The organism is Mycobacterium sp. IS-1556 (genome assembly GCF_001499985.1).
Lineage (GTDB): Bacteria > Actinomycetota > Actinomycetes > Mycobacteriales > Mycobacteriaceae > Mycobacterium.
Genome location: NZ_LQIM01000002.1, coordinates 1 through 13,019 on the forward strand (window position 1 = coordinate 1; position 13,019 = coordinate 13,019).

9 protein-coding genes and 1 tRNA gene are annotated in these 13,019 nt (G+C 66.7%); 9 read left to right on the top strand and 1 reads right to left on the bottom strand.

Features of this window, described 5'->3' with window-relative positions:
• Positions 1-86 precede the first annotated feature (86 nt).
• Positions 87-159: transfer RNA gene (locus AU187_RS03115), tRNA-Arg, on the bottom strand.
• Between the two features lie 153 nt (positions 160-312).
• Between AU187_RS03115 and AU187_RS03120 the strand changes: the two genes are divergently transcribed.
• The 9 genes from AU187_RS03120 to ettA all read left to right on the top strand — a co-directional run bounded on the left by AU187_RS03120 (position 313) and on the right by ettA (position 12,987).
• On the top strand, positions 313-1,797 hold the full coding sequence (locus AU187_RS03120; RefSeq protein ID WP_059166228.1) for a wax ester/triacylglycerol synthase family O-acyltransferase: 1,485 nt from the start codon (positions 313-315) through the stop codon (positions 1,795-1,797).
• Positions 1,794-3,485, top strand: a complete 1,692-nt coding sequence (locus AU187_RS03125) for an HAD-IB family hydrolase/lysophospholipid acyltransferase family protein (protein WP_059166229.1) — start codon at positions 1,794-1,796, stop codon at positions 3,483-3,485. Before AU187_RS03120 ends, AU187_RS03125 begins: the two co-directional genes overlap by 4 nt.
• The gene (locus AU187_RS03130) at positions 3,482-5,827 is read left to right on the top strand and encodes a glycerol-3-phosphate 1-O-acyltransferase (RefSeq protein WP_059166230.1); all 2,346 of its coding nucleotides are present in this window, start codon (positions 3,482-3,484) and stop codon (positions 5,825-5,827) included. Before AU187_RS03125 ends, AU187_RS03130 begins: the two co-directional genes overlap by 4 nt.
• A gap of 34 nt (positions 5,828-5,861) precedes the next feature.
• Entirely contained in the window at positions 5,862-7,865 is a 2,004-nt protein-coding gene (locus AU187_RS03135) for a bifunctional copper resistance protein CopD/cytochrome c oxidase assembly protein (RefSeq protein ID WP_059166231.1), read from the top strand.
• 118 nt (positions 7,866-7,983) lie between these two features.
• On the top strand, positions 7,984-8,832 hold the full coding sequence (locus AU187_RS03140) for a type IV toxin-antitoxin system AbiEi family antitoxin (RefSeq protein ID WP_059166232.1): 849 nt from the start codon (positions 7,984-7,986) through the stop codon (positions 8,830-8,832).
• 114 nt (positions 8,833-8,946) lie between these two features.
• Entirely contained in the window at positions 8,947-9,657 is a 711-nt protein-coding gene (locus AU187_RS03145) for a TetR/AcrR family transcriptional regulator (RefSeq protein ID WP_286131855.1), read from the top strand.
• A complete protein-coding gene (locus AU187_RS03150; RefSeq protein WP_059166249.1) occupies positions 9,641-10,537 on the top strand; it encodes an SAM-dependent methyltransferase in 897 nt (298 codons plus the stop codon). The genes AU187_RS03145 and AU187_RS03150 overlap by 17 nt, the downstream gene beginning before the upstream one ends.
• Positions 10,538-10,732: 195 nt before the next feature.
• Positions 10,733-11,191: a single-stranded DNA-binding protein gene (ssb, locus tag AU187_RS03155; protein WP_059166250.1), complete on the top strand. Its 459-nt coding sequence runs from the start codon at positions 10,733-10,735 to the stop codon at positions 11,189-11,191.
• A gap of 122 nt (positions 11,192-11,313) precedes the next feature.
• Positions 11,314-12,987: an energy-dependent translational throttle protein EttA gene (gene ettA / locus AU187_RS03160; protein ID WP_059102350.1), complete on the top strand. Its 1,674-nt coding sequence runs from the start codon at positions 11,314-11,316 to the stop codon at positions 12,985-12,987.
• Positions 12,988-13,019 lie beyond the last annotated feature (32 nt).

A 13,019-nucleotide genomic window follows, 5' to 3' on the forward strand; every position in this document is an offset into this window, starting at 1 on the left:
TAACTGTCAACCATCAGCCGAAACACTGTCGCCCATCAACCGAAGACGAAATGTCAAGCCTCAACCGCACTAATACATTATCCCTGCGCCCCCGGCAGGACTCGAACCTGCGGCCGACCGCTTAGAAGGCGGTTGCTCTATCCGCTGAGCTACGGGGGCAGCGCACTCACCCTAACGGAAAAGCCGCAAACCGATGGACCACCTCAACCCGCCTACCTGCTGGCAAGACAGCTAGTAAAGGGCTCTCGCGTGGACCGACGGCCGACTAGCGTGGTGGCGACAGCAGTCACAGCGAGGAGGTTGCGACGGCCCATGAGCGACGTGCCGGAACTCGATGCGGCGGGACTCCCCGAGGAACTCAGCCCGCTGGACCAGATCCTGCACCGTGGTGAGGCCAACCCACGCACCCGCTCCGGGATCATGACCGTCGAGATTCTCGACTGCGCTCCGGACTGGGATACGTTCCGCGCCAAGTTCGACACCGCCTCCCGCAAGGTGCTGCGGCTGCGGCAGAAGGTCGTGATGCCGACGCTGCCGACCGTGGCGCCGAGGTGGGTCGTCGACCCCGACTTCAACCTCGACTTCCACCTGCGGCGCGTTCGCGCCCCGGCACCGGGCACCTTCCGCCAGGTGCTCGACATCGCCGAGGTCGCTGCTCAGTCGCCGCTCGACATCTCCCGGCCGCTGTGGACGGCCACGCTCGTCGAGGGGCTCTCCGGCGACCGCGCCGCGCTCGTCGTTCACCTCAGCCATGCGGTCACCGACGGTGTCGGCGGTGTCGAGATGTTCGCCAATCTCTACGACCTCGAGCGTGACCCGCCGCCACAGCCGGTCCCGCCGCTTCCCATCCCGCAGGACCTGTCGCCCAACGACCTGATGCGCCAAGGGATCAACCGGCTGCCCGGCACCATCGCAGGCCGGATGCGCGGAGCGCTGTTCGGCGCCGCGCACGTCGCGGGGGAGGTGATCCGTGATCCGATCTCGCGGTTGGGCAGCGTCGTCGAGTACGCGATGTCGGGCGCGCGAGTGGTCGGTCCCGTCGCGGATCCCTCGCCGGTGCTGCGGCGGCGCAGCCTGTCGTCGCGCAGCGAGGCGATCGACATCGAGTTCGGCATCTTGCACCGGGCCGCCAAGGCGGCGGGTGGCTCGATCAACGACGCGTATCTGGCCGGCGTGTGCGGCGCGCTGCGGCTGTACCACGAAGCCAAGGGTGTGCCGATCGAAACGCTGCCGATGGCGGTGCCGGTCAACCTTCGGTCCGACGCCGATCCGGCCGGCGGAAACCGGTTCGCGGGCATCAATCTCGCTGCGCCGATCGGTCTCAGCGATCCCGAGGTGCGCATCCGGCACATCCGCTCGCAGATGACCACCAAGCGCGAGGAACGGGCCATCGACATGGTCGGCGCCATTGCCCCGTTGGTGGGCCTGCTGCCCGACTCGGTGCTCGAGTCGATGGCCGGTTCGTTCGTCAATTCCGATGTCCAGGCCAGCAATGTCCCGGTGTATGCGGGCGACACGTTCATCGCCGGCGCGAAAGTCCTGCGGCAGTACGGGCTCGGCCCGCTGCCGGGGGTGGCGATGATGGTGGTCCTGGTGTCACGCTCCGGCTACTGCACGATCACCAGCCGCTACGACCGCGCTGCAGTCACCGATCAGGACTTGTGGGCGCGCTGCCTGCTCGCGGGGTTCGATGAGGTCCTCGCCCTCGGTGGCGACGGCCGAGCCGAACCCGCCTCGTTCACCGTCGACGCGACGTCCGCAGTTTCCTCGTCACCCAATGGGAGTGCAGCGCAATGACTTCGCCAAACGGTCAGTCCTCGCGGCGCACCATGCGGCTGCCGGGCTCGGTGGCCGAGATCCAGGCCAGCCCGCAAGGGCCCGAGGTGGGGGCGTTCTTCGATCTCGACGGGACCCTGGTCGCCGGCTTCACCGGTGTCGTGATGACGCAGGACCGATTCCGCCGCCGTCAGATGTCGATGGGCGAGTTCATCGGCATGGTGCAGGCGGGTCTCAATCACCGGCTGGGTCGCTCGGAGTTCGAGGACCTGATCGGCAAGGGTGCGCGCATGCTGCGCGGCAATTCGCTCGCCGACGTCGACGAGCTCGCCGAGCGGCTGTTCGTTCAGAAGATCGTCAGCCGTATCTATCCGGAGATGCGGGAACTGGTGCGCGCGCACATGTCTCGCGGTCACACCGTCGTGCTCAGCTCATCGGCGCTGACGGTGCAGGTCGAACCCGTCGCGCGGTTTCTGGGCATCGAGAATGTGCTGAGCAACAAGTTCGAGATCGAGGAGAACGGGTTGCTCACCGGCGAGGTGAAGCGACCGATCATCTGGGGGCCGGGAAAGGCCAGGGCGGTGCAGAAATTCGCCGCCGAGCACGGCGTCGACCTGTCCAAGAGTTACTTCTACGCCGACGGCGACGAGGATGTCGCGCTGATGTACCTCGTCGGTAACCCCCGGCCGACGAACCCGGAGGGCAAGCTCGCCGCGGTTGCGGCCAAACGAGGATGGCCGGTGCTGCGCTTCACCAGTCGCAGTGGCGCAAGCCCGATTTCGCAACTGCGCACGGCTGCGGGAATCGCGGCGATGGGCCCGATCGCGGCCGGTGCGCTCGGCCTGGGGCTGCTGACCCGTAACAAGCGCACCGGCGTCAACTTCTTCACCGCGGCCTTCGGTCGGACGCTGATGAGCACGATCGGCATCAACGTCAACGTGCTCGGCAAGGAGAACTTGACCAAGCAGCGGCCGGCGGTGTTCCTGTTCAATCACCGCAACCAGGCCGACCCGTTGATCGCGGGCCACCTGGTGGATACCAACTTCACGTCGGTGGGAAAGAAGGAACTGGAGAAGGATCCGATTGTCGGCACCCTCGGCCGGATCATGGACGCCGCATTCATCGACCGCGAGGATCCACAGAAGGCGGTCGAGGGGCTGAAGAAGGTCGAGGAGTTGGCCCGCAAGGGGCTGTCCATCCTGATCGCCCCGGAAGGCACCCGGTTGGACACCACCGAGGTCGGGCCCTTCAAGAAGGGTCCGTTCCGAATCGCGATGTCGGCCGGAATCCCGATCGTGCCCATCGTGATTCGCAACGCCGAGGTGATCGCCGCCCGCGATTCGAGCACCTTCAACCCCGGAACCGTCGACGTGGTGGTCTACCCGCCGATACCTGTCGACGACTGGACGCACGACAACCTCGCCGAACGCATCGACGAGGTCCGTCAGCTCTACCTCGACACGCTGCGAGACTGGCCGCACGACGAGTTGCCCACCCCGGAGCTGTACACCCGCGGGGTTTCGACGACGAAGAAAGCGGCCGGCAAGAAGCCCGCGCCGAAGAAAGCCGCGAAGAAGACGGCTGCCAAGTCTGCGGCGACAAAGTCTGCGGCCAAGAAGACGGCGGCCAAGTCTGCGGCCACCAAGACGGCGGCCAAGAAGCCGGCAACGAAGTCGGCAACGAAGTCTGCGGGGAAGGGCCGTCCGTGAAGCCCTCCGCCGACCAGTACGCACCGTTCACGCCCACCGGTGATGCGTTGGTGCTGGCGTCGGCTTCCTCTGCGGCCGAACGGGATCTGCTCGACGACTGGCTCGATCGGCAGCGGCGCGAGAACCCCGGCTCCAAGATCGACGTGCTGCTGTTGCCCGACGATGATCCACCGCCCGGCGTGCTCGCCCAGCTCGTGGGTGAGCTCGAAGCCGGCGATGACCGCTCCGTCGTGCCGGTGCGCGTGTTCTGGGTGCCGGGCGGACTGCCCACCCGCTCCAAGGTGGTCGCGCTGATCTCCGGCCGGGACACCTACCGCCCGCCCGAGATCCTGCAGCGCCGCATTCTGCGCCGCGACCCGTCTCGAGCCCGCGTCGTCGCCGGTGAACCCGCGAAGGTCTCCGAGCTGCGCCAGCAGTGGGCCGACACCACCGTCGCCGAAAACCCCCGCGAATTCGCGCGTTTCGTCATCCGCCGGGCCATCCTCGCCATCGAACGCGTCGAACTGCGGCTGTTGGGCCCGGAGTACAAGTCACCGCGACTCATCAAACCGGAGTTGTTGGCGTCGGCCCGTTTTCGGGAGGGCCTGGAGCGCATTCCGGGCGCAAACCTGGAGACCGCGGGGGAGATGCTCGACGAGCTGTCGACCGGGTGGAGCCGGTTCTCGGTCGACCTGATCCCATCGCTCGGGCGCGCGATATTCAGCCGGGGCTTCGATCCGAACATCGACTACGACCGCGCCGAAGTCGAGGTGATGCGGCGCAACTTGGAGAACCATCCGGCCGTGCTGTTGTTCTCGCACCGGTCCTATCTCGACGGCGTGATCGTGCCGGTCGCCATGCAGGAGAACCGGTTACCGCCGGTGCACACGTTCGCGGGGATCAACCTCTCGTTCGGCTTCATGGGTCCGCTGATGCGCCATTCCGGTGTGATCTTCTTGCGCCGCAAACTCGACGATCCGCTCTACAAGTACGTGCTGCGCCAGTTCGTCGGCTACATCGTGGAGAAGCGGTTCAACCTGAGCTGGTCGATCGAAGGCACCCGATCGCGAACGGGAAAGATGTTGCCGCCCAAGCTCGGACTGCTCGCCTACGTGGCCGACGCCTACCTCGACGGGCGAAGCGAGGACATCCTGTTGCAGCCGGTGTCGATCAGCTTCGACCAGTTGCACGAGACAGCCGAATACGCCGCCTACGCCCGCGGCGGCGAGAAAACGCCCGAAAGCCTGTCGTGGATGTACAACTTCATCAAGGCGCAGGGCGAGCGCAACTACGGCAAGATTTACGTCCGCTTCCCCGAGGCCGTGTCGATGCGCGAGTATCTCGGCGCGCCCCACGGTCCGATGACCACCGACGCCGACGCCAAACGCCTTGCGCTGCAGAAGATGGCGTTCGAGGTGTCGTGGCGGATTCTGCGCGCCACGCCGGTGAACGCCTCCGCGCTGGTCTCGGCGCTGTTGCTCACCACCCGCGGGGTCGCGCTGACGCTCGACCAGATTCACCACACGTTGCAGCCGTCGCTGGACTACCTGGAGCGCAAGCAGACCCCGATGACGAACAGCGCGTTGCGGTTACGCACACCGGAAGGTGTCCGGGCGGCGCTCGACGCGCTGTCCAACCGGCATCCCGTGACGTGTGTCGAAGGCGGTCGTGAGCCCGTCTGGCGGATCGCACCCGAGGACGAACACGAAGCGGCGTTCTACCGCAACACGCTCATCGACGCGTTTCTGGAGACCTCGCTCGTCGAGTTGGCGCTGGTACACGCTGGACGCGCGGAATCCGACCGGCTGGAGACGTTCTGGTCCCAGGTGATGCGGCTGCGTGACCTGCTGAAGTTCGACTTCTACTTCGCCGACTCGGCGGCGTTCCGTGAGCACGTCGCCGAAGAGTTGTCCTGGCATGACGGTTGGGAAGAACAGGTCTCGGCGGGCGAGCACCAGGTCGACGCGCTGCTGCGCACCAAACAACCCCTGTTGGCCGCCGCCATGCTGCGACCGTTCTTCGAGGCCTACGAGATCGTCGCCGACGTGCTGCGCGATGCGCCCGCCGAGATCGACGAGAAAGCCCTGACGAAAAAGGCACTCGGCTTGGGCAACCAGTACGTCGCGCAGAGCAGGGTGCGCAGCAACGAGTCGGTGTCGGCGCTGCTGTTCGCAACGGCCCGCCAGGTCGTCGCCGACCAGCATCTACTGGAACCCGCCGCCGATCTGGCCGAGCGGCGCACCGCGTTTCGCGATGAGCTCCGCGCGATCCTGCATGATATGGACAAGGTCGAGCAGATCGCCCGCGAGCAGTTCTACGCGCGCGAGGTCGAGCGTCGCGCCGCGCGCCGCGGGACGACCTGAGCCGCTTGAAGAAGCCTGGTCATACGCTGGTGGTATGACCACGGTGGCATCGGGTGTGCGCAGTCGCGCGGTATGGCCGGTGCTCATCGGGGTCGCGGCGTTGGCGGGCGCGGTCGCCGCGGGCATCGGCGCACTGTCGCTGGCTGACGCGTTGAGCGCGACCGGGTTGCCGGATCCCGGCCCGGTCACCACCTACGGGCTGCCGTTCGTGCGGGCCGCCGGCGAGATCGCGGCGGTGATCGCCATCGGATCGTTCCTGTTCGCCGCGTTCCTCACGCCGCCGCAGCCCAACGGTGTGCTCGACGCCGGCGGATACCGGGCGTTGCGCCTGGGCACCGGCGCGTCGGCGGTGTGGACGGTGTGCGCGGCGCTGATGGTCCCGCTGACGGTGTCCGACGTCTCCGGCCAACCGCTGCGCCAGAACCTCGACCCGCTGGCCGTCTGGTCGGCCGCGAGCCTCGTCGAAACCGCGGGCGCATGGCGGTGGAGCGCGTTCATCGCCGCGGCCGTCACCGTGGCCAGCCTCCCAGTGCTGCGTTGGTCGTGGACGCCGGTGCTGCTGGCCGGATCATTGACGACCCTCATTCCGCTCGGCCTGACCGGGCACTCCTCGACCGGCGGCGCCCACGACCTGGCGACCAACAGCCTGCTGTTGCACCTCGGCGCCGGGGCGCTGTGGGCGGGCGGACTGCTCGCCTTGCTGGCGCACGTCATGCGCGGTGGCCGGCATGCCGGTCTGGCTGCGCGCCGCTTCTCGGCCCTCGCGCTGTGGTGCTTCGTGGTGATGGCGATCAGCGGCGTGATCAACGCGCTGGTGCGCATCGAACCCGCCGACCTGCTGCGCACCGAGTACGGCTGGCTGGTCGTCGGCAAAGCGGCGGCGTTGATCCTGCTCGGCCTGTTCGGCTGGCGGCAGCGCCGCAGCGGCCTGGCCGCGCTGGCGGCCGAACCGGAATCGCGGGGCCCGTTGATCCGGCTGGCGCTGATCGAGGCGGTGCTGTTCGGGGCGACCTTCGGAATCGCCGTCGGACTGGGGCGCACGCCTCCACCGCCGCTGGCCGCACAACCGGGTCCGGTCGAGGTGGCGATCGGATACGACCTCGCCGGGCCGCCCACCTTCGAGCGGATACTCGTCGACTGGCGCTTCGATCTGATCTTCGGCACCGCCGCGATCGTCTTCGCGGTGGTATATCTGCTCGGGGTACGCCGGCTTCGCCGCCGGGGCGACGCCTGGCCGGTGGGCCGGACGCTGGCCTGGCTGTGCGGGTGCGCGGCGTTACTGTTCGCGACGTCCTCGGGGCTGGGCCGGTACATGCCCGCGATGTTCTCGATGCACATGATCGCGCACATGGTGCTGTCGATGCTGGTGCCGGTCCTGCTGGTGCTCGGCGCGCCAATGACCCTGGCGCTGCGGGCGCTGCCGGCCGCCGGCCGCGGAGATCCGCCGGGTGCCAGGGAGTGGCTGCTGGCGGCGCTGCATTCGCGGGTGTCGCGGTTCTTCACCAATCCGGCCGTGGCGACGGTGTTGTTCGTGGCGGGTTTCTACGGGCTGTACTTCGGTGGCCTGTTCGACGCCGCGGTCGACAAGCACGGCGCCCACGTGTTGATGAACCTGCACTTTCTGCTCAGCGGATACCTCTTCTATTGGGTCGTGATCGGCATCGATCCGGCGCCGCGGCAGATTCCCCAGCTGGGCAAGGTCGCGATGGTGTTCGCGTCCCTGCCGCTGCATGCGTTCTTCGGCGTGGTCCTGATGGGCATGAAGACGGTGCTGGGGGAGCCGTTCTACCGGTCGCTGCAACTGAGCTGGCACACCGATCTGCTCTCCGATCAACGCACCGGTGGTGGCATTGCGTGGGCGGCGGGCGAGATCCCCCTCGTGCTGGTGATGTTCGCGTTGCTGATCCAGTGGTCCCGCAGCGATCGACGTACCGCCCAGCGGATAGACCGGGCCGCCGACCGTGACGACGACGCGGAGCTCGCCGCCTATAACGCGATGCTCGCCGAACTCGCGCGGCGCGACGGTTCTTCGCGCTGAGCCGGCTCATCGTGCGCCGAAACCGACGCTTTGGCTGGTTTCCGGCCGTCGAATCGACCATTGCGTCGGTTTCGACAACAGTGGGAGCCCGACTCGCGGCCGACTGCGTCCAAGCAGTGTGGAGATTCCGTTCATCGGCAGTGACGCCATAGCCGCCGGCCACCTCACGAGAGCCCGCCTGTGCAGTCAGTATCGGCCGCTGTACCGCGGCATCTACGTGCCGCGACGCTACGACGTCTCGCTGCGCGAGAGGATCGTCGGCGTGGCTCTCGCCGCGCCTGACGCGGTGATCGCGGGCGTGGCCGCATCCTCGCTTCACGGGGCGAAGTGGATCGATGATGACGTTCCGATCGAAGTGGTCAAAGCGATCCGACGCCAGCGCGGGTTGATCGTCCGCGACGAGACGCTGGACGAGGGCGAGGTCACCACGGTCGCGGGCATTCGCGTGACCACCCCGGCCCGAACCGCGTTCGACCTTGCCCGCCACCTCCCGCGCGACAAGGCGGTCGAACGATTGGACGCGTTGATGAGCGCGCGTCCGTTCGCTCCGGAGGATGTGGTGCTGCTGGCGAAACGTCATCGCGGTGCGCGTGGTCTGCGGCGGCTGCGGGTGGCGTTGCCGCTCGTCGACGGCGGCGCCGAGTCGCCGAGAGAAACCTGGCTGCGGCTGCTCTTCATCGATGCCGGGCTACCCCGCCCCACAACGCAATTCGTGGTTCATGACGAATTCGGCCGCTACATCCGGCGCATTGACATGTGCTGGGAGGAGTTCAAAGTCGGCGCCGAGTACGACGGAGAACAACACCTCAACAGCCGGCGACAATATGTGTTGGACGTCCAGGTCAACCGCGCGCTGCAGCGGCTCCGCTGGCACGTCGTCCACGTCATCAAGGAGGACCGGGCGGCTGACATCGTCGAGCAGGCGCGCACCGCCTTGCTATCGCGGGGCTGGCGGCCGAGCAAATGAGTGCCGCGCTCGAAACCGACGCAATGGTCGATTCGGCGGCCGTAAACCAGCCAAAGCGTCGGTCTCGGCCCGTGACTATTGACCAGAATCGTTTTTTGGTCAACTATTGGACTCGTGAACGCGCGACGGGCACGGGCGGATCGGATCCTCGACACCGCCAAGGACTTGTTGCTGCGCTGGGGTTATCGGCGTATCCGCATTGACGAAGTCGCCAAGCGGTCCGGAGTCGGCAAGGGAACCGTCTACCTGCACTGGCGCACCCGCGAGCAGTTGTTGTCCGCGGTCGGCACGCGAGAAACCGCGGAAATGGTTGACGCCGTAGTGGCCGCGATCCGAGCCGATCCGCTTCAGGTGATGCCGCATCGACTGATGCGTCGGGTTTTCATGGAGGCGATGCACCGGCCCGTGTTGCGCGCGATCTACACCCAGGACACCGACACGATGGACGCGCTCGTCGCCGACAGCTCGCAGAAAGCGATGGGCGGTGCCAACTTCGCCGGCTGGCGCGAGTACTTGTCGATTCTCGATGAGCACGGCTTGCTTGGCGAGGGCCTGACGGCGCAGGACGTTCACTATCCCCTCACCGCCAGTGTTTTCGGCTTCTTCGCTGCCGAGCCGATGCTGCCCGACGAGTTGGGCCTGAGCCTGGACGAGAAGGCTGACCAGCTGGCGAACATGTTGCGCCGGGCTTTCGAACCGACGCGCCCGCCGGCAACCAAGCGCGTGCACGCTGCTGCCGACAAGGTCAGCGCCCTCTACGAACGACTCGCCGACGAATTCCGGACGCTCACCTATGGAGGAGATCACGATGACTCGAAGCGATGATGACAGTTGGGATCTGGCGACGAGCGTCGGCGCCACCGCGACCGTGGTCGCTGCCCAGCGCGCTGTCGCGGCGAAAACTTCGCTGATCGACGATCCGTACGCCGAGCCGCTGGTCCGGGCGGTGAACGCCGATTCCGTGACGCGTCTGCTCGACGGTGGCACCGGCGAAGTCGACGACGGGACCTTCACGGTGCAGCAGGCGGCCGAAGCGATGGCGGTACGCACGCGCTTCTACGACGACCTGTTCACGAGGGCCGCTGCGGCGGGGGTGCGACAGGCGGTCATCCTGGCCTGCGGGCTCGACACTCGCGCCTACCGTTTGCCATGGCCGGCCGGCATGGTCGTATACGAGCTCGATCAGCCGGCGGTGATCGAGTTCAAGTCCAAGACCCTGGCAGATCTCGGGGTACGCCCCACCGCTGAGCGCCGCGCCATCGGGATCGACCTCCGCGAGGACTGGCCGAATGCGCTGCTGGAAAACAGCTTTGACCGATCTGAGCCGGCGGCCTGGATCGCTGAAGGGCTGACGATTTACCTGCCTCCGGAGGCGCAGGACCAGCTGTTCGAGAACATCACCCGGCTCAGCGCGCCGGGCAGCCACCTGGCCACCGAATACGTCCCTGACGCCGCCGTGTTCGCCGACGGCCGGTCGGAACGGGTGTTGGAGGGCTTTCGGAGGTCCGGCCTGGACACCGAGTTGTCTGATCTTGTGTACTCGGGGCGCCGTAGCGACGTCCTCGAATTCCTGGCGGCGCGCGGTTGGGACGTGTCGTCGCAGACCCTCGAAGAGGCGTACGCCATCAACGGCTTCGAGCTACCCGACGAGGACATGTTCGCCGCGTTCGCCGAGGCGCGCATCGTCACGGGGACACTCACTTAGTCGGTCGATGAGCAACGCCGCGACGATCGTCGCAGCGTGCGACTTTGCGAACCATCCCCAACGCTCGATTCATCCACAGGGCCACCAAGCCGACTGAGCTTGTCGCGTCCCTGTGTCGGTGCCGTGGCGCTCAATGACGGTGTCACCGACGCGCCACCGGGCCGTCGGCAATCAAACAAGTCGAGGGAGATCATCATGTTCGAGACACCGTTCACCATCGTCGGCAACATCGTCACCGACCCGATCCATCGGCGGGTCGGCGATCAGGAGATGGTCCGGTTCCGTGTTGCGAGCAACTCGCGCCGCCGTACCGCCGAGGGAACATGGGAGCCGGGCAATTCGTTGTTCGTCACGGTGAACTGCTGGGGTCGCGTGGTCGCCGGTACCAGTGCAGCTCTGGTCAAGGGCGATCCCGTCATCGTCGTCGGACAGGTCTACACCAGCGAGTACGACGATCGTGACGGCAACCGACGCTCTTCGGTCGAAGTGCGCGCGACATCCGTCGGCCCCGACCTGGCACGTTGCACAGCACGTATCGATCGGATCAAGCAGCAGACCGACCAGCGGTCCACCGAAACAGACGACCACCCGGTGAATCCGGATGATGACGACGACGCGGAGCAGCCCGACACGGCGCTGCCCCTGACCGCGTAGCGCGGGTAGACGCCCGGCGCGGCCGCCTCGAGTAGCTCTCTCGGCTGCGCCGAGGCGGCCCCGCCTACGATGGTCCGCGAGCATCACCCGAGATTCGCGATTTTCGAAAGGCACATCACGGCATGGCCGAATTCATCTATTCGATGCGGAAGGTCCGCAAGGCGCACGGCGACAAGGTGATCTTGGACGACGTCAGCCTGAACTTTCTTCCGGGCGCGAAGATCGGCGTCGTCGGCCCCAACGGGGCGGGCAAGTCGAGTGTGTTGCGGATCATGGCCGGGCTGGACCAGCCCAACAACGGCGATGCACTACTGCAACCCGGCGCGACCGTGGGCATCCTGCAGCAGGAGCCGCCGCTCAACGAGGAGAAGACCGTTCGCGAGAACGTCGAAGAGGGCGTGGCGATCAAGGAGAAGCTCAACCGCTACAACGAGGTCGCCGAGCTGATGGCCACGGACTACTCCGATGAGCTGATGGAGGAGATGGGGCGGCTGCAGGAGGAACTCGACGCGGCCGACGCCTGGGACATCGACTCCCAGCTCGAGCAGGCGATGGACGCGCTGCGCTGTCCGCCGCCCGACGAACCGGTCACGCACCTGTCCGGTGGTGAGCGCCGCCGGGTCGCGCTGTGCAAGCTGCTGCTGTCCAAACCCGACTTGCTGCTGCTCGACGAGCCGACCAACCACCTGGACGCTGAGAGCGTGCAGTGGCTCGAACAGCACCTCGCGGAGTACAAGGGCGCGATCCTCGCGGTCACCCACGACCGGTACTTCCTGGACAACGTCGCCGAGTGGATCCTCGAACTCGACCGTGGACGCGCCTACCCGTATGAGGGCAACTACTCGACCTACCTCGAGAAGAAGGCCGAGCGCGTCGCGGTGCAGGGTCGCAAGGACGCCAAGCTGCAGAAGCGGCTCCAAGACGAGCTGGCGTGGGTGCGCTCGGGCGCCAAGGCCCGGCAGGCCAAGAGCAAGGCCCGGCTGCAGCGCTACGAGGAGATGGCCGCGGAGGCCGAGAAGAGCCGCAAGCTCGACTTCGAGGAGATCCAGATCCCGACGCCACCGCGTCTGGGCAACGTCGTCGTAGAGGTCGAGCACCTCGACAAGGGGTTCGGCGGCCGCACCCTCATCAAGGACCTGTCGTTCACGCTGCCGCGCAACGGCATCGTCGGCGTCATCGGCCCCAACGGCGTCGGCAAGACGACGCTGTTCAAGACCATCGTCGGCCTCGAGCAGCCCGACAGCGGCACGGTGAAGGTCGGCGAGACGGTCAAGCTGAGCTACGTCGACCAGAGCCGTGCGGGCATCGACCCGAAGAAGAACGTGTGGGAGGTCGTCTCCGACGGGCTGGACTACATCGAGGTGGGGCAGAACGAGATTCCGTCTCGCGCCTATGTGTCCGCGTTCGGTTTCAAGGGCCCCGATCAGCAGAAGCCCGCCGGGGTGCTCTCGGGCGGTGAACGCAACCGACTCAACCTGGCGCTGACGCTCAAAGAGGGCGGCAACCTGATCCTGCTCGACGAGCCGACCAACGACCTCGACGTGGAGACGCTGTCATCGCTGGAGAACGCACTCGAAAGCTTCCCCGGCTGCGCGGTCGTGATCTCCCACGACCGCTGGTTCCTCGATCGCACGTGCACGCACATCCTGGCGTGGGAGGGCGACGAGGACAACGAAGCCAAGTGGTTCTGGTTCGAGGGCAACTTCGGTGCCTACGAGGAGAACAAGGTGGAACGACTCGGTATCGAAGCCGCGCGTCCGCACAGGGTGACCCACCGAAAGCTCACGCGCGACTGATCCGGCGGGGTAAGAGCGAAGCGACTGGGGGA